12 protein-coding genes are annotated in these 17607 nt (G+C 54.1%); 6 read left to right on the top strand and 6 right to left on the bottom strand.

Annotated elements, in window-relative coordinates; all coding sequences use genetic code 11:
* Nucleotides 1-44: 44 nt before the first annotated feature.
* Together FIV00_RS27210 and FIV00_RS27205 are read right to left on the bottom strand one after the other, a co-directional pair.
* Nucleotides 45-1034: a GDP-mannose 4,6-dehydratase gene (locus tag FIV00_RS27210; protein ID WP_152503642.1), complete on the bottom strand. Its 990-nt coding sequence runs from the start codon at nt 1032-1034 to the stop codon at nt 45-47.
* A gap of 42 nt (nt 1035-1076) precedes the next feature.
* Nucleotides 1077-2027, bottom strand: coding sequence for an NAD(P)-dependent oxidoreductase (locus tag FIV00_RS27205; protein ID WP_152503641.1), 951 nt, complete (start codon nt 2025-2027; stop codon nt 1077-1079).
* A gap of 159 nt (nt 2028-2186) precedes the next feature.
* Here FIV00_RS27205 and FIV00_RS27200 point away from each other — a divergent pair, with 159 nt between their 5' ends.
* Nucleotides 2187-2741: an HAD-IIIA family hydrolase gene (locus FIV00_RS27200; protein WP_152503640.1), complete on the top strand. Its 555-nt coding sequence runs from the start codon at nt 2187-2189 to the stop codon at nt 2739-2741.
* A 10-nt stretch (nt 2742-2751) separates the two neighbouring features.
* Here the strand turns inward: FIV00_RS27200 and FIV00_RS27195 are convergent, their stop codons facing one another.
* Complete coding sequence (locus FIV00_RS27195; protein ID WP_173006183.1) at nt 2752-3657, bottom strand: NAD(P)-dependent oxidoreductase; 906 nt, start codon at nt 3655-3657, stop codon at nt 2752-2754.
* A 240-nt stretch (nt 3658-3897) separates the two neighbouring features.
* On the opposite strand from FIV00_RS27195, the gene FIV00_RS27190 reads away from it, so the two are divergent.
* From FIV00_RS27190 to FIV00_RS27175, 4 genes are all read left to right on the top strand, one after another.
* On the top strand, nt 3898-5202 hold the full coding sequence (locus FIV00_RS27190; RefSeq protein WP_152503638.1) for a hypothetical protein: 1305 nt from the start codon (nt 3898-3900) through the stop codon (nt 5200-5202).
* A 320-nt stretch (nt 5203-5522) separates the two neighbouring features.
* Nucleotides 5523-7352 (top strand): M48 family metallopeptidase, encoded by a 1830-nt coding sequence (locus tag FIV00_RS27185; RefSeq protein WP_152503637.1) that lies wholly within the window; start codon nt 5523-5525, stop codon nt 7350-7352.
* Nucleotides 7353-7363: 11 nt separating this feature from the next.
* Nucleotides 7364-9007, top strand: coding sequence for a hypothetical protein (locus tag FIV00_RS27180; protein WP_152503636.1), 1644 nt, complete (start codon nt 7364-7366; stop codon nt 9005-9007).
* A 115-nt stretch (nt 9008-9122) separates the two neighbouring features.
* A protein-coding gene (locus tag FIV00_RS27175) for an IS3 family transposase (protein ID WP_152503635.1) occupies nt 9123-10206 on the top strand; the annotation gives its coding sequence in 2 pieces (ribosomal slippage) (nt 9123-9379 and nt 9378-10206; 1086 coding nt in all).
* 119 nt (nt 10207-10325) lie between these two features.
* Here FIV00_RS27175 and FIV00_RS27170 read toward each other — a convergent pair.
* Together FIV00_RS27170 and FIV00_RS27165 are read right to left on the bottom strand one after the other, a co-directional pair.
* A complete protein-coding gene (locus FIV00_RS27170) occupies nt 10326-12497 on the bottom strand; it encodes a hypothetical protein (RefSeq protein ID WP_152503634.1) in 2172 nt (723 codons plus the stop codon).
* Between the two features lie 187 nt (nt 12498-12684).
* Nucleotides 12685-13674, bottom strand: a complete 990-nt coding sequence (locus tag FIV00_RS27165) for an FkbM family methyltransferase (RefSeq protein WP_152503633.1) — start codon at nt 13672-13674, stop codon at nt 12685-12687.
* Between FIV00_RS27165 and FIV00_RS27160 the strand changes: the two genes are divergently transcribed.
* Entirely contained in the window at nt 13673-14488 is an 816-nt protein-coding gene (locus tag FIV00_RS27160) for a hypothetical protein (RefSeq protein ID WP_152503632.1), read from the top strand. The two genes, FIV00_RS27165 and FIV00_RS27160, sit on opposite strands and share 2 nt — an antisense overlap.
* A gap of 222 nt (nt 14489-14710) precedes the next feature.
* Here FIV00_RS27160 and FIV00_RS27155 read toward each other — a convergent pair whose 3' ends face one another.
* Entirely contained in the window at nt 14711-17167 is a 2457-nt protein-coding gene (locus FIV00_RS27155) for a M10 family metallopeptidase C-terminal domain-containing protein (RefSeq protein WP_152503631.1), read from the bottom strand.
* Between the last annotated feature and the right edge of the window lie 440 nt (nt 17168-17607).

Raw genomic sequence — 17607 nt, 5'->3', positions numbered from 1 at the left:
GTCTTTCCCTTCCATGAAAAGTGAGGCAACCGTGCGGTCCGTCCTCAGGCCTTGTGTACGTAATTCTGTTCCATGGTCCTGATCGTATCCAGGTTGTCCCGGACCCAGCCAATGCACTGTTCAAGACCTTGATCGAGCGTGTAATCGGGTTTCCAGGCAAGCTCACGCGTCGCCTTGTCAGCCGTCATCAGGTAAGCCTTGTCCTTTCCAGGACGGTCTTCTGTTTCCTGTACAAAGTCTGACATATCGCGTCCGAGCAGATCGGCAATCTTCTCCACCAGGGCCCGGATCGTCACGAACGGATCGGTGGTGAAGTGATATGCCTCGCCGTTCTTGCCGAGCGTCAGTGCCTTGAAGACGCCGCTTGCGACGTCGTGACCATGAATGAAGGCCCGCGTCGAATGACCGCCACCATGCAGCATCAGCGTCTGGTCCGACAGGCCGCAGATAATGGTTTTGGGCACGATGCGATAAAGCTGCTGTCCCGGGCCGTAAAAGTTGGCAAACCGGGTCAGAACAACCGGGAAATCCCACTGGCGATAAAACGCCGTCAGGCTCATGTCGATCGCCGCATGCGAAACGGCATAGGGCGTTGACGGATTGTATGCTTGGTCTTCGTCGATCAGGCCGTCACAGTCGCCGAACACTTCGGGGGTCGAGACGCGCACATAGCGCTTCATGCAGGACAGTTCCCGCAAGGCGTTATGCAGCTTTACCTTCGAGACGATATTGGTTTCGTACCACTGTTCCGGCCAGTTCCAGCTCGGGGCGACCATGCCCTGACCGGCAAAATCGGCAACATAGTCTGGCTGGAACGCGTTGATCGCACCGAGTATGGCGTCAAGGTCGTTGTTCACATCCATCTGCTGGTAGGTGAAGCGACCGACATGAGGATTGGCCAGGTAGGGCCGGCAGACCGGATGAACTTCTTCCGATCTGCTGACGCCATAGACTTCCCATCCCTCATTCAGGGCATAATTGACAAATGACGCACCTCCAAACGAGTTGCTGCCAAGTACGAATACGCGCGTCATAAAAATCCCTTAGCAATGACAGGACTGTAGGTGCGGTGTAGATCAGGCCGCGTTTGCAAGAACCGTTTTCTGCATCCAGCGAAGATTGTGGAACCGGTCTTCGTCCTTCAGGGCACCAGAGGAATAGGCCTCGATGATTTCGGCAATCGCGTCGTCAACCGTCTTGCTCGGTGTAAAGCCGGTCGCGAGCAACTTGTCCGAATTGACGCGGTAGGACCGCGGGTCATTCGATTCCGTGACCACGATTTCCGCGCCGATGCGCTTGGCGGCCATTTCCGCAATGCTCATGATCGAGATATTCTCGAACCCGGCGTTGAACACGCCCTGGATCTTGCTACCCTGCTCCAGCATGTAGAGATAGACGCGGCAGATGTCCTGCATGTGAATGTTCGGGCGAACCTGGTTGCCGCCAAACACCGTGATGCGCTTGTTGGTCAGGGCCTGCATGGTCAGCATGTTGACCGAGACGTCGAGGCGCATGCGCGGAGACAGGCCGCAAACGGTAGCCGGGCGCACGATCTGAACCAGCATGTCGTCGGCATAGCTCAGCAGAACTCTTTCGGCGACCATCTTGGTCTTGTTGTATTCACTGATCGGCTCAAGGGTCAGGTCCTCGGTGACCTGCTCTTCTTCCTTGACGCCGTAGACGCTGCCGGACGAGGCATAGATGAAATGCTCGATGCCGAGACGGCGGGCCCGGTCGGCAAGCTGCATCGTTGCAAGTGCGCTCACTTCCCAGGTCAGTTTCGGATTGAGATCGCCGCAGGGGTCGTTGGCAATCGAGGCTAGATGGATGATGGCGTCAATGCCGTCCAGATTGATGGCGTTAACGTCACGCACGTCTGCCTGAACGACTTCTAACCCGGGGTGTTTCGGCAGAAAATTTCCGAACCACTGGGTGTCAACAGCGCGGACCTCATGGCCTGCATCTAGCAACATCGGTGTAAGAACTGTACCCTTATATCCGCAGGCGCCGGTGACCAAGACTTTCATAAGATTAGTGACCCTCTCGTGCTGTAACGCGGGATCAGTGAAATTTTGACCCCACCCGGCGAAATTCCTTGCGCCAGGCGTCACACCCTTAATACAGCTTGCTTTGATTTTCCAGTGGCAGGCAGGTTGATTCTGCATTGCGATAGAAAGGTGCTTTCGATGACCACTGAAAGCAATCGACAGCTTGGCCCAGTCGCGATTTTCGATCGGGACGACACCCTGCTCGTAGATCGGCACTACATGTTCGATCCCCAGGACATCGAGTGGGTTCCCGGCGCGATGGAGGTGATTTCGTTGTTGCGAGACAAAGGTTTCAGAATTTGTGTGGCCACTAACCAGTCCGGAATTGCCCGAGGCTTTTTCACTGAAGCGCAGATGCACCGGTTTCACGATGCCATGCAACGACAACTGGTCTCCGCTGGAGGGGTAATCGACGGCTTTTTCCACTGCCCTCATCATCCGGAAGGCACCGTCGCAGAGTATGCTGTTGTCTGCCGGTGCCGCAAGCCGGCACCCGGTTTAGTCGAACAGATCGACCGAACTTTTCCGATGGATCGAGCCCGATCGTTCTTGATAGGAGACAAGCCAAGAGACGTTCAGTCTGCAGAGGCTTTTGGCATTGCGGGATATCTATACAAAGGTGGGTCCCTTCTAGACAGAGTTACCGAAATCCTAGAATTAACTACTGCCCACCAACGATGTGATATACCGTAGCGGCGTGTATTTAGGATCGGCCCAAGATGTCCTTTATATACCGTTTAAGGGTATTTTCGACTGACATCGGTTTGAAACCGAACCTTGTGCGCGCTTTGCCTATCTCTATTACAGCCGGTGCCCCGCTGGGTCCTTTGTCTACAATCTTGCTCCGGCTGGATACCTCGTTTACGATCGTGCTCGCCACTTTGATCACCGGTATGGGATCAGTCGCGGCAAGATTTACGACTTCGATCGAGGGAGAAGTTTCTTCCGAGGCCAGCTCCGCAAGTACGAAGTCGCAATAGTCGGCGACGTGCAATGTACTGTTGAATCTCGCGGCTGCATTATAGATCTCGAGGGTTTGATTGCTACTGGCGCGGTCAACCAGGTTTGTGACCCAGTTCGGGTTAGCACCCGTCCCAAGGATGCCTGGCGTTCTCGGTATGATGATGCGCATTTTCCCGGCATAGTCAGCAGCCACCAGTTCGCAGACGTACTTCGAAGCACCGTAGGGAGTAGGGGCTGTCGATGATGTTGACTCAGACCAGGTGTCAGACTGCGGGTGGCCATAGACCGAAACCGATGAATGCATGATAACTGTCTCTACAGCCAGCGACTGCGCAAGTTTGAACATTCCGAGCGTCGGAAGGATGTTACCGTGCGCGAATTGGCCGGCTTTGATGCCGGGAAAGACCACCTGTGCTGCAAGGTGGACGATTGAGCGAATCGGATATGTGCAGGAGGTGCCCTGTGCCAGGTCGCCTTCGATATACCGAAAAGTGTCGCTGTCGCGGGAAAGTGGTCCAGTCAGAGGCCTGGGGCTCCGCTGCATGGCAATCACATTGTGCCCGACTTCGAGCAACCGCTGGACGCAGTGCCCCCCGACGAAGCCGCTCGCGCCGGTCACCAGAACCCAATCTGCTAATCTTAACATCAGTTCGCCGCACCTCGAGAGAAATCCGAATTCAACAGTGCGCCAGCCATTTGGATCGCCGACGCAATGCTCTCTCTTTAGGCTTTTTAGTCGTTGTATGCCACCGGAGCGATATGCATACTCCATCGTCGAAAAATCGTCCGAGACCGGCCTTGGAGAGCATATCAAGAGATACAAGATAAAAAGCAGATACAAGATAAGAAAAAGATGTTGATTCCCTAGAAATGGATTGCGGTGAAAATGGATGTAAAGGCGGAAAATTTCAAAGTTCGTTTTATTTGTGTGTTATGGGGCGATGACTACATTGATACGTTTCTGAATATCGTTCTTCCTTCGTTGTTGCAGGAAGGAAATCTGCCGTACTTTGTTAAGCACTTCAGATCCATTTTTCATTTCGTGACGGATAGCCACGGCGCTTCCGTTCTGAGCAGTTCTCCTCTTCTCAACTCTCTGGAGGATCTGGGAGAATTGGTCATCGAAGTCGGTCAAATGGAACGGCGTCACAAGTTTGACAGAATGTCGGAACTGCAGAACGTCGGTATACGCGCAGCCTCTGAACATGGAAACGCGATTGGGTCGATACCGGCTGACGCCGTTTGGGCGAAAGACAGCTTCGTGGAATTTGTTGACGCGTTGTTGATCGGCAAACGGGTGGTCGCGTCATTTAATTTCAGAGCGATAAAAGAAAAGGTTATCGAAGAAATCGAGAAGAATTTCCCTGCAGAAGATGGGGTAATAGAAATTCCTCAGGAAGATCTGGCCGATATCGCGTTGAGCAATCTACATCCTCTCATTTATCCACATTTCTGGAAAGAGGAGCGGAGTATTGATTTCTGCGGTCACCTTTTCAATAGAGAAGATTCTTCTGAAAATAGAATATTGATCAATACGTTTCTCCCTGTTCCATATGTCATAGTCCCGCGGAATCCTATGAAAGAAATTCCATATGGCCCGGGGGTCAGAGGAATAAGCAATACTTATCATGATGTATTTTTGTCCATGGTAAACCCGGACAGCGAAGATTATTATATAGCAACGAATTCTGGCGCGCACTTTAACGTTGAGCTGAGTAAATATTTTGATGTTGAATACAATGAAAAAGCCCCGGGTGTTCGAGAATTTGTGCTTTGGACAGAAAAGGCTTTGAACGAGATGCATAATGATTTCTTCAAGGTGAATATATTCGCCTTGGGGAAAGGGCAGGGGGAGTTGCTCGAGACGGAGGAATACAAACAGTTCAAGGCGGATGTTATCGACGCCCGGAACCGCTCTACCATTGCTCTGTTGCGCGGTGACTGGCGACAGCTTTTCGCCCGCGCCACCTATCACAAGTTCAAATCCAGCTATGCCCCACGACGGGATGGATATATTTCGAGGTGGCTGTTGGATTATATTGCTGCAGAAGAACGCCCGTGGGAAAATGATTATAGCAATTTTGAAGACGGCAGTTACGCTGGATTTCTGGCGCAAAAGGGCGCTGGTAAGGAAAAAAGCAAAGTCAGCCCTCCCGACTTGAGAGTTAGACTGTTGACTCTAATGACGTGACTCCAGTTCATTCCATCGATCCGGCACCTGATTGTGTTGGGTCACCAACCAGCCGAATCTCCGGCGCACCAAATTTCGCATTTCGCACTCGGTGTAGATCCGCAAGCGGACGTCGCGATGAAGTGGATGGACCGGGCTTCAAGTCAAGCTCCATCGTCCTCAGCGGCTGGATGCTCTGGCAATTCTGGCATGGTTCAAAGCCTCGAATCCGCGCTCCTGCAATCCGAAAAAATGCGAAGGGTTTTAGCGTTTGAGTCTGGGGCAGGCATGAGTTAGTCCTTTCGCACCTTGTACACCCTCACGAAGCTAGGCGAACCATCATGGGCTCAAGCACGCTGAAGAAGATAGTCAGTTCCGGCAAGGGCTTGAAAAAGTCCATCTCGCGCTTATTAGGTTTCGAAAGAAACACCAAGAAGAAACGGATTCCGAAGGATCTTGTTTCGGGTGCGGGAGGGGCAAAGGTGGATCTCCGAAGCTTTGGAAACACCATGAGCATTGAAGAGATTATTGATCTGTGTGCCGCGCAAGAGGCTCTCGACAACAGCTCGACCGCCTTGTCTCTCTGGCGCCTGTTGCTGGAAATCTGTCCGAAGGCCCCAGATATCCGTGCAGGCCACCTGAAATTCCTGCAGGAAGGCAAGGCCTCCAGGGCCGACCGCATCAATGCGGCACATGAATGGGTGACCGTCAGTCCCAAGAGCGACCGCGCGTTCAGTGCCCTTGCCTATGAGTATAACGCGTGCCGACAATACCTGAACGCTGAGCACTTCTACTCCCGGGCTCTGGAGTGCGCGCCAAAAAAGGCCTTCCTTCACAATAAGATAGCCGAAGTGCGGGTGTCCAACTTGCAGGTGAGCGCCGCAATCGACGGTGTCATCGCGGCACCGCTCGGCAATCAAAAGAAAGCGGAGATACTGACAAATGTCCTGCGCCGGGCGTACAAGCGCGGTGCGCGAGCAGGTCTGGTCGATGGCGTCGTATTTGTGCTGAAGCACGGGAATGAAAAGGCCCGCCTGGAAATGGAAATTCTGGCGTCTTCATTCGACCTCGACCAGTTCAACGTCGTCGAACGGCAGGCATCCGGCAGCTTGAAAAACATAATAAAGGACAAGAAACCTTCTCATGTCCTTGTAACAATCAACATGAACAAGATGCCGTATAGCATCGGAGAGTGTTTGTATATGTACGTCGCTGCAAATACGCTCTGCAAGCTTCACGAGGCTGCCTGCGGCAAGCTGAAAATCGATGTGATCTTTCTGGTGGATCCGGAAAAGCCGGACCGTGGCGATCAGAAGGTTTCGAAAGAACAATACTTTCTCAAGATTTTCGACCTGATGGCGACGGTCAAGTCGCTGTCAAACGTAGAAGATGTGGCAATATTTGGGAATATTGAACATTACAAGAAATACATATCAACCTTAAGGAAGAAATACGTGTTCTGGCCTCCGCTCGAGGACGTTTTCGGCAACGGGGCTTACTATAAGAGAAATTGCGACTTCATTCAGTATGCGTTCAAGTCCGCGGACGTGAGGCCGGACTACCCTTTGAGCGACACCGCGAGGAGGACGGCCATCGAGTTTATCAGGAATCATGCTTCCGACCGGCGTCCCGTCGCTTTGCATCTGAGGGCCAATCGTCAGCATTACGACGACAGGCGCAATTCGGATCTCGAAGTCTGGGAAGACTTTCTGCGCAAGAGCGTCACGACGTTTCCGGAATATGTATTCTTCGTCGTGTGCGGGCAACGGGAAGCGCAAAGTCAAGAGGTGTTGAGGCTCCAGAATCTTCGGAATGTCGTGATCGTCAAGCATTTCTCGACCGATGTCGCGACAGACATAGCCTTGTGCCTGACATGCGGAGCATATCTGGGAGGGCCGAGCGGCCCGGCCGTGCCCGTCGCCTATTCGCCCCAGCCTTATGTATTGTTCAATTTCAAGCGGGACACGGATTTCCATTTCATCGACATGCTTCCCGGCGAGGGATACCCGCACGCAACGGCAAATCAGAAAGTCGTTTGGGAAAAAGAACGCGTCGAGACCGTCACAAAACTCTTCAGGCAGATGGTCGACAAGGTTGACTGGACCGAGGTGCAAAACCGAATAGGGGGCGAGGAAGAGAAGGACGAGATCAACATGCATGTGCTGAACTGAGGGCTCGATACGTGGCAACATTCGACGAAATAGATCCGTCTTCCTATCGAAAAGACGTCTGTGATTTGCTGATTGCCATCGAGGATGAGGTCAACACACAAGCGCTCACCGTCGCGGGCATCGATTACTGGCCCATGCTGCGCTCGATCATCGGCCATAACTTCGAGCAAAAGATCTTGGGACGAAACAACGAGGTTCAAACAGAATTAGAAAGCAAGCTGACGAGCCTGACACGATTGAACCGGGGGAGCGATCCTGCGCGGTCGGCTGCCCCGGCCTCGAAGAAGAAATATGATCTGGGCATTGCTCCGATGGGGAGCCCGCAGGCGCTCGCCCCACCCCATGGAGAGTACGCGCGACACGATCCGCTCGAAGAACTGGACGGGTACAGGCATCTGCTGTTTTCGCGAGCGAATCGGATCGTCGACAACGCCGGCGTATTGAAGCACCGGGACTTCGGCCGCTTTCTGTCGCAGCGAAGTCGCTCGGATGACGGGGCCGCCGGATCCGGCAAGGTCGCGTTCATAGAGTATGAGAATCCGCTTTCCGGATATCACAAGGGAGCGAATTCCTACGTCCTCAGGGAGGAGGAGGGGTTCAGGGAGGTGATCGCCTGGCAGTATGGCCCCCGGCTTCGGAGGCACGGAAGCGAGGTTTATTCATATCTTGCGGAACTGGTAAGCAAGGCGTTCCAGGTTCCGAAGGCGATCTTTCCCGAAGTGGCGATCTGGGTCCGATACCTCAGCAACGTTCTGGGCAAAATGGAACTGGCCTATCGGCACCTGAAAGATGAGAGGGACCTGATCGTCTACACCACTCTTTGCCTGGATCACGTTCATGGCACGCAGGGACTTGTCGCGGCCTGCAAGAAGCTGGCTATCCCGACCGTTGAGATAATGCACGGTGTCGGCGGACGTCATTGCTGGCCCTATACGCATTGGAGACAGAGCAAGAGCCGGCAGTATAATACGCTGCCGGAGTACCTGGCGACATGGGACCTGACGACTTATACAACTGTCCTTGAGCAAAAGAACACTGGCTTAAACGGATTTGCGCCGATCTATCTTGGAAACCAGATGGAGAACTACGGTGCGTCGGAAACCGCGGCTGAGATCGAAAGCGTTACCGTCAAGGCTTTCGACAAGATGCGCCAGGACTACCGGAAGATCGTCGTTTTTGCTGGACAGCATGGCAAAGGCATGATTCCCGCAGTCGCCCTCGATGCAATGCTGAAAGCGCCGAAAGACTGGCTGTGGCTCATTCGTCCGCATCCAGAAGTTATGGAAAGTGCGGACATTTGGGCAGTGCAGCTGCTGAAATCCGGTATCACGAATTTCGAGACAACGTTCGCCAACGGCACCGACATCAATCTGTTGGTCAAGTTTTCAGACGCTGTCGTGACTTACTTCTCGACCGTCGTTCTCCTGTCAAAACTTCACGGCAAGGCAGCCGTAGTCCTCGGAGAATTGGGACAGGACGTGTTCCACGACTATATCGAGAAAGGAGAGATGCATTTGGCTTACACGGCCGAAGACATCATCTCCAAGGTCGAGCAACACGAGCCGGGAATGCAATCTGAAACACGAGACGTGTATGAGCCGGGTCGAATGTTCAAGCACATAGAAAACAGCATCTGGGGCCCTAAAGTAAATTGACACGAAGCGTTCGCTAGTTTCCGACGGTTTTGACTATCGCCCATAGTGCTTGACGTGCTCCCCTGAAAGTTCCTCGATTTGAGGTTAGTCTGTTCCCAGTTAAAGGATACAGACAATGAAGCGATTCAGGTTCTCTGAAGAACTGATCATCGGTATTTTGAAAGAACATCAGGCGGGCATTTCGGCCGCCGAGCTTTGTCGCAAATATGGTGTCAGCGATGCAACCTTTTACAAGTGGCGTTCGAAGTACGGCGGCATGGAGGTGGCTGATGCCAAAAGGCTGAAGACCATTGAAGAAGAGAACGCAAAGCTGAAGGAGCTGCTCGCGGAGTCGATGATGGATGTGTCGACGCTCCGCGAGATGCTCGGAAAAACTTCTGACGCCTGGCTCAAGGAGGAATGCCGTGAGCTGGGCAATTGGGACCAGGGGCTATTCGCAGCGCCGCGCCTGCGGGTTGGTCGGCATCGATCCGCGTGTTTACCGCTATCGGTCGACGAGATCCGATGATGCCGGGTTACGTCAGAGGCTGAAGGAATTGGCTTCGGAGAGACGGCGCTTTGGTTATCGTCGTCTGCACATCCTGCTGAAGCGCGAAGGCATAGAAGCCAACTGGAAGAAGGTCTACCGGATCTACCGGGAAGAGCGTCTCACGGTGCGCAAGCGTGGCGGCCGGAAACGAGCTCTGGGAACGCGAGCGCCGATGGCTGTGCCGCAAGCCGCTAATCAACGCTGGTCCCTCGACTTCGTCTCCGATGCCCTGATTGACGGGCGCCGGTTCCGTATCCTGTGTGTCATTGATGACTTCAGTCGCGAATGTCTTACAGCGGTGGTCGACAACTCGATCTCCAGAGCCCGGGTTTCACGGGAACTGGACATGATCGCTGAGCGCCGCGGTCGCTATCCTTTGATGGTGGTCAGCGACAACGGTACGGAACTCACCTCAAACGCGATGCTCAAATGGCAGCAGGACCGCAGCGTCGATTGGCATTACATCGCACCGGAAAAACCGATGCAAAATGGTTATGTCGAGAGCTTCAACGGCCGGCTTCGGGATGAATGCCTCAACGAACATCTGTTCCGCAGCTATCGCCACGCCCGGGACATCATTGAAGACTGGAGGATCGATTACAATCTGAACCGACCCCATACGAGCCTTGACGGGCTTACACCCCATGAATTTGCAACTCAGTCCAACTAAGATCACACCGTGAACAGAGCTAACTTATGAATGCGGACAATCAGGGGAGCACGGCAGACTATGTCGCATACTTACGCGCATGTGTGCGAGACATCTCCGGTCGCCGACGGAGCCCTTTTTTAAACTCCTGCGCACGACAGGACAACCTTGGCTAGTTGCCTGACGCTCGAATATCTCGTTGGTTCGTTGCGATCAAATACGGTCGCGGAAAAAATCATAACATCCTGATGCCTGACAACGAGGGTCTTTGATTCCGCCAGAGCCAGCGACAGCAGCGAGAGATCGGTCCCGAGAGCAACGTTCAATGCCGAACCCCGGTGAAGCGCCGCGCGAAGCTCTACATTGTAGAGTGCTTCGTGGCAAAGAACGACGCGGTCGTCCCAAAACAGCGTTTCCTCGTCGAGAACATTGTCTCTGTCGAGGATCAGGAACCGGGCTCTGTTTGCACCTAAATCAAACAACTCCAACATCAGCCGGGTGACGTCGACCTCGCACGTGTCATCGATCGAGAGGACGATATAGGGTTTTCCGTCCAGCTTCCTGGCCTCCCACTTGCTGGCGAGCGCCAGCGCTTCGGCCGTTGGCTGCAGGGAAGGGAAAGAATTGAGTTGTCTTGCCTGTTCGAAGCGATCCGTCTCGCGAACGGCTTCGCATGCGAAGGTCTCAGCGGACCCCTGGGCCCACCAGGCGTCGATTTCTTCCGCCTCGTTGGGCGTATGGGAAAAATTGATTCCTCTCACATGGCAGCTCAGGCGCGTGAAGATCGGCAGTATTTCATTGTTGAACGGCCAGCTGGAATAAACGTTTTCTGGCTCGGTGCAGATATTCAGGATGACTTCGCCCTTGTCGGTCTCGCTCCGGATTGTCTCGATCTGGAGCGCGCAGTAAATCGCACCGAGAACCGAAGGGTTCAAACCGACCCGGACGTTGACAAGCAGGCGATCTTCGGAGCTCGCCGCCTCGGACAGCTGCGGCTTCCCTGCCTCCCTGGCGTCCGGGGCCGCGACGCTCGACGCATGGGTGGTGCATCGGTGGTCGAGGTCCAGTTTCAAGGTTTCGGTCCGCATCCAGTTCTGTTTGCGGCCGATCTTCAGAAAGTGCTCATGGGCGCTGGAGAACCTCCCGTCCGCGATCTCTTCCGACACGGCTGGAAAGCGTTTCAAATAGGCTGTGCCGCAGAAGGCGCCGGTCGTGTCGTGGAAGGACGCATCCTCCTCAGTGAGCTGTGACGCCTCGATTCTAATGGTGTTCGACTGCGGGGAGCTGTCGCTGAGATGCGTTCGAGGATCCAGACCCTCGTCGATCAATCTGTTCGTGACGTCGGCCAGGGAGAAGTATTTGTTGAGGTTCGAAACCGTGTCAGTATCCCAGCAAAGGTGTTGGTGATCCCCTAGGAAGCGATACTTGCTGTCGATCGGATCGCCCTGCCGTCTTCGAAATTCGGTGGACGTCACCAGGACCGCCTCGGTAATCAGCTTTACCATGATCGAGTTGACGTTGTCGTCGTACAGCCCCAGCACCCAGGGGCCGTTGTTGACGAACATGCTTATGTAGCTCAGTTCGTAAAGTGCCAGGCGGAACTCCAGGTTCCAGGAGGCAATGCTGCAGGTTTGCACATTTTTGAAGAAAGCGGGCAATTCGTCGAAGGCCGTCACATGATCGCGGATGACGATCTTGGCAAACTGGCGATCATCGAGAGAATTGAGGAAGCGGCTCCAGCTGCCGATATCCGAGTTGCGCGGCTGCTCGTACGAACACTCGCGCAGCGTTACCGTGACGACCTTCTTTCCGGCAACCTGGTTCTTGAGCCAGTTCCCGACTTCTTCCCGGGCTTCGCGTCGTGCGCGTAGCGTGGTGACGTAATGGCCCTCGTTGAAAAGCCGCCAGGTCCATTTCCAGCTGTAGATTCCGGTCGGAGTCTCGATTGTGTAATCGGACGGAATGACCCGCGCACCTGCCTTCGCCAGGATCGGTGCCGCGTCCGATCTGTCCGCACACAGGACATAACCGATGCAGCTCGGGTGAATCCGGCAGGCGGGTATCAGAACGTTGAACAGTCTGTAAAGCTGTGCCGACTCACTGTGTACCTGTCCTGCCCTTTGCTTTCCCTCTGCAACCCGCAGGAAAATGACCTTGAAATAGTCCAGTCCCATCTCAATTCGCTTGATTTCCGCATGGCACAGAAAGTTGCCGATGTCGAAGGTCTCGGGCGAAACCGTCAGATCGTATACGGCGTAGAGAACGCGCTCTTCGCGATACTCTATATGGCTGAGTCTGGTCTGGTTGCTCATTGAATGCATGTGCTTTTTTCACTACAGCCTAAAGTTGAATACCGCCTTGCCGATGCCCTGGCCGGTTTCGGATCGCCTGGTTCTTGTCGCCAGAAAAGGCCGACTGAGGTCTGGCCGGCGCGCTCCGCCCTGCAACGGCCTCCCATCCAGGCCGCTCGGTTCCCGGAAAGGGCCTTGGAAATGTCGGCTAAACCGGGTTGCGAGACGCTTTCTCCGAGAGACCCTGGAGGAAGCGGGCACAGGCAGCCCGGCGTTCGGAATAGCTGGCGGCGTACTGGTGCGTTTTTTGAAACTGCTGGCCGTCCAGCATTTCCAGGTGGCTCATCATGGCTTCCAGGACGCTTTCCGCGCCGGACGGCAAGGGCCCGTTGAGGAAATCGGTGTTGTCCGCTTTCTGAATGTCTTCGATGACGTTGAACGCGTCGAAGGCGCAGTTGTTGTTGATGCAGAAAGAAAAGAATGAAATCAGGCTGGGAAGCGAAGTCTTGTCCGCCGCAAGTTTCTTGAGAAGGTTCTTCCTGTTGATGAAGATCGCGTCGGCCCAAATCGGGGGGCCAGCTTTTTCGACATCGCTGAACGGTCCGCCGTCCATGCTGAAACCAAGCTCTCCCTTGCCAGGTGTTTCCAGTCTGCGCAGGGAGAAGCCGAGATCGTCCAGGTACTGGCCGAGCTCATAGAAAGAAGGAGACGCCCGGTAGAGCGGCGCCACGTTCACTTCGCACCGAATGCCGACGATGGAGCTCTTAAGCAAGCTGCGCCCCCCCTCCATTATCTCCATTTCGGCACCTTGCACGTCAAGCAAGAGGTAGTCCGGGGAAAGGTTGTATTTTTTGCAAACCGCTTGCATTGTCGAAGTTTGGAACTCTATGACTTCGACGGGCGTGTCGTTGGCGTGCCGGTACCTTTCCGTCGCGCCGGAGTCCAGTTTGAAGAGCGAATTCAGATCGCCTTTTTCGTAGATGTTAAACTGTCGGGTTTCCTGCTCGGACTGGCCAAGAGCGGCTGGAATGACCTTGAAGTTGATATTGGAATCGTTAAGGTCGTCGAGCGCTTCGAACGCGTCAGCGGACGGATCAAAAGCGAAATAGCTCACAGGCCATGGCCAACTATGCCAACTACGGTGAGTGCCACCCCTGGCACCACAGTGAAAGACGACTGTATTCGGAGTATCACTCATGCACTCATTCCATCAATTTTCGGAGACTGGAAAGCAGGGAATTTCAGAAATCGTATTGCATGTGTTGAATGCGGAATTCAACACAAATCATGCTACAACTGAGCCGTTCCTCGATGAACTGCGTAGAGGTAAACGCGTTCCCTTCAAGCAATATCGGGACAGCATGGTTCAGTTGGAACAAGTTCTTGCCAAGGAATTGCAGAAAAACGGCAAACTTGAGGGTGTGTATGGCATAGAATTTCCGGTCAACGTCCGGATAGCACATGCAGTACCTCCCAAAGACTATCTGAAACTTGTCGATGCGACGGACTACTTGCACTGCGATCCCTGGGCAGGAGAGCCCACCGACTCGATCAACGTGTTTTCCTACCTGCATACGGAAGAAGGCTGCCCGCAGCTTCAGCTCTTTGAGAGTATCCGCGCGAATCCCGCTGCCGTTGCCTACAACGGCGGTTATCGCGACGCGCCAATCGAAAAAGAAAAGCTGGAGGAAATCGACGTGCCGCTTCGCACCGACTTTCTTTTGGTTTTCGACAGCTTCAGCCCGCATAGAACTTTTCGCAAGGGGAACGGTGTCAGGATGAGCGTGGACTTCCGACTCAAGGCCGGAGATCCCTACGCAGACATCTCTGAGTCTTGGATGCGGGACCGCATTCCTCTCGGGAAATACTGGTACTTGCCGGCGCAGGGCGCCTCGACTTTTGACGAGAGGGTCTCGACCGAGTTGAACACGCTCGCCGAAACATTCGGGACCGAAAGCCGCGAGCTAAAGGCCAGAAAAGACTACATCGAGAAGTTTTTCGAACTGGCTTGACCGGCGGTCGGAACTTTACCCGCGGGTTCAGGGATGTCCTTAACCTGCGGTTCGATCATCGTACCCTGCCAGGAGCTAAAGGCTGTTCGGCAGGGCCGGGGGGCCTAGTCCCGAAGCCTAAAGTGTCTCCGTCGGCCCGGGATTTTCTCCGACACCTTTTGCCGTCCCGACAACCCGCCTTGCGGTCCAATATGACCGAGGGCTCGATGCCGGGACAATCCGTTAAAAGATGAAGTCGTGTTCCGTTAGATTTCCAAACAGAAAATTTCTTATCTCGATTGTGAAGTCGTCTCCGACAACGTAGGTGTCTGAGCCGATCTGCTGAATGTAAAGATCCGCAAAACTCAGGCCCGAACCGGCAAGAGATATGCTGTCGATGCCATCTTCAAAGTCCATGATGACGTCGGCGCCGCCGCCGGTCGTGAAATGAAAAACATCCGCTCCTGCGTTTCCGGTCAGAACATCGTTCGTGACATTGCTGAACGCGTCGACTAGGCCGGATGAATAGGTCTTGGCGGACATCTTGCTGTTGATCTCTGTATCCTTCCAGTAGAAGAGCAGATCCGCCTTTCCGTCGCCATTGGTGTCTGTGACGAAGCCGCCATTTAGGTCGGCCGTCTCAAGCGAGCCGGAGAGCCATCTGAAAAGTTGAAAGGATCCGCCCGTCGAAACGTGGACGTCTGCATACATGCGTCCGTCGCTGCTCCAGAGTTTCATCAGGTCGTCGCGTCCGTCGCCGTTGAATTCGCCGACGCGCCAGTCCATTCCGTCCCATATTCCACCCTGACTTGACGCCCATCGTGCAAGGGTGAAACCATTGCCGTTGGAGAAATGAACGTCTGCATACATGCGTCCGTCGCTGCTCCAGAATTTCATCAGGTCGTCGCGTCCGTCGCCATTGAAGTCGCCGACGCGCCAGTCCATTCCGTCCCATATTCCACCCTGGCTTGACGCCCATCGTGCAAGGGTGAAACCATTGCCGTTGGAAACATGAACGTCGGCATACATGCGTCCGTCGCTGCTCCAGAATTTCATCAGGTCGTCGCGTCCGTCACCATTGAAGTCGCCGACGCGCCAGTTCATGCCGTCCCATATTCCACCCTGGCTTGATGCCCATCGTGCAAGGGTGAAGCCATTGCCGTTGGAGACATGAACATCTGCATACATGCGTCCGTCGCTGCTCCAGAGTTTCATCAGGTCGTCGCGTCCGTCACCATTGAAGTCGCCGACGCGCCAGTTCATGCCGTCCCATATTCCACCCTGGCTTGACGCCCATCGTGCAAGGGTGAAACCATTGCCGTTGGAGACATGAACGTCGGCATACATGCGTCCGTCGCTGCTCCAGAATTTCATCAGGTCGCCGTTCCCGTCGCCATTGAAGTCTCCGGACCGCCAATCCATTCCGTCCCATATTCCACCCTGACCCGACGCCCATCGTGAAAGGGTGAAGCTGCTACCGTTGGATACGTGAACGTCTGCAAACATACGTCCGTCACTGCTCCAGAATTTCATCAGGTCGCCGTTCCCGTCGCCATTGAAGTCTCCGGACCGCCAATCCATTCCGTCCCATATTCCGCCCTGCCTGGTCGAAGCGGAAGCGACTATGAAACCCGCGCTCTTTTCGACCGAGGTATTGACGTCAAGGTTGTCGTTGCCGCCAAACAGAAAGTCTGCTCCACCGCCTCCTCTGAGGTCATTGTTGGAACTGTTCCCAGTCAGAACGTCATTGCCGCTCCCGCTGACAGCGTTTTCGATAACTGAGCCCCGGGCAATCACAAGATTGCCGGTATAGCCTCTGACGTTGGAAATAGCTTCCTCGCGCAGGTCGATCGTCTGGTTTGCGCTGGAAGAACTGTAATCCAGCGTGTCTGTGCCGCCGTCATCCACGACCGTGTAGCTGATATAGCTGTTCGTGCTGCTGATCTTCTGCATGATGTCGCCGGAATTGGCGTTGTTACCATAGGTGGTGTTTCCGGTGCGGGTCGTGCCGGTGGTGCCATAAAGATTTCTGATCGCGATGATATCTGCGGCCATCGGGGTGATGGCGTATGTGTAACTGGCGTTGATATAGGTGTTTTCCGGCTGGCTGAAATAGGACATCACCGAGGCTTGCCAGGAATCGTTGGCATAATGGTTGTCCATGCCGTAAGTCGCTGAGCCGTTGTAGTTGCCTGCATGACCGAGGCCCAAGGCGTGGCCGATCTCGTGCACATAGGTTTGCAGCGAGTAGGTATTGATGCCGGTGCCGTAATAGCCGATCCAGCTTGTGCCGACATTGGTGTTGCTGGAATAGATTGTTCCGCCGCCCGTCGAAGACCAGTTCCAGGCTCTCCAGGCGTCTGAATCGTCGAAGGTTATGTTGGCGCTGCCGGCAGTGAAACTGAAGGAAAGGCCCGTTGTGTCGGTCCACAATTCGAGTGCTTGTCGGGCGAGGGTCTGACCTGCTGAACTCAGGCCAAAGATGTTGACGGAAATGGTCCCACCGACGCCAACATTGAATGACCGCTCGATTCCCCCCCAATAAACGTTTGTCAGTTGGTTGGCGATTTGGTCGGTAGTGTACACCGGTGTTGCGGCGTGGGCTTCAGCGGTCGAAGCGCTGTTTCCGTTGCTGCAGGAAAAGCCAGCCACGATAGGATGATCCAGCGATCTGCGAACAGCAATGCAAAGAATACACACTTTGAAATCCTTCGCATCACATTAAACACAAAAAGAAAGAAGGATCTATTAATGCGAAAAATTGCAACCTAATTCATTATTTTCGCAACTATTTGGTGCTATTTTAATTAGATTTTCAGTATGAAAAGTTATTTGTATAATACATCAATGTCTAACGCTGTATTCGAGTGCAAGTGTCTGGGGGCGTAATCACGAAACGACGAGCGCCGTCAACCTATTCGGCGAAATCTCGCAAGACGATCGCTCGACCGCGTAGGACTGCATTGCTGGCGAATCAGACCTCCGACTTCATTCAGCTAACGCTCAATCCTATACTTACCCCTGGAATTTCTTGAACGTCTCTAGACCACCTATAGATGTTAAGCGAAAAACGCCTTTGCGGAGTGGTTCATTCTCGCCACGGAGCTCGCGAATGAGCGGCATCCATTGACGATCCACGT

The sequence above is a fragment of the Labrenzia sp. THAF82 genome, assembly GCF_009363435.1.
In the GTDB taxonomy this organism is placed as follows: Bacteria; Pseudomonadota; Alphaproteobacteria; order Rhizobiales; family Stappiaceae; genus Roseibium; species Roseibium porphyridii.
The sequence above is the reverse complement of the archived record's forward strand: the minus strand, read 5'-3'. Positions and strand labels throughout refer to the sequence as shown.

Coding starts and splice junctions, on each gene's coding strand:
- FIV00_RS27210 (WP_152503642.1), bottom strand. CDS start 1,034: ATGACGCGCGTATTCGTACTTGGCAGCAACTCGTTTGGAGGTGCGTCA.
- FIV00_RS27205 (WP_152503641.1), bottom strand. CDS start 2,027: ATGAAAGTCTTGGTCACCGGCGCCTGCGGATATAAGGGTACAGTTCTT.
- FIV00_RS27200 (WP_152503640.1), top strand. CDS start 2,187: ATGACCACTGAAAGCAATCGACAGCTTGGCCCAGTCGCGATTTTCGAT.
- FIV00_RS27195 (WP_173006183.1), bottom strand. CDS start 3,657: ATGTTAAGATTAGCAGATTGGGTTCTGGTGACCGGCGCGAGCGGCTTC.
- FIV00_RS27190 (WP_152503638.1), top strand. CDS start 3,898: ATGGATGTAAAGGCGGAAAATTTCAAAGTTCGTTTTATTTGTGTGTTA.
- FIV00_RS27185 (WP_152503637.1), top strand. CDS start 5,523: ATGGGCTCAAGCACGCTGAAGAAGATAGTCAGTTCCGGCAAGGGCTTG.
- FIV00_RS27170 (WP_152503634.1), bottom strand. CDS start 12,497: ATGAGCAACCAGACCAGACTCAGCCATATAGAGTATCGCGAAGAGCGC.
- FIV00_RS27160 (WP_152503632.1), top strand. CDS start 13,673: ATGCACTCATTCCATCAATTTTCGGAGACTGGAAAGCAGGGAATTTCA.
- FIV00_RS27165 (WP_152503633.1), bottom strand. CDS start 13,674: ATGAGTGATACTCCGAATACAGTCGTCTTTCACTGTGGTGCCAGGGGT.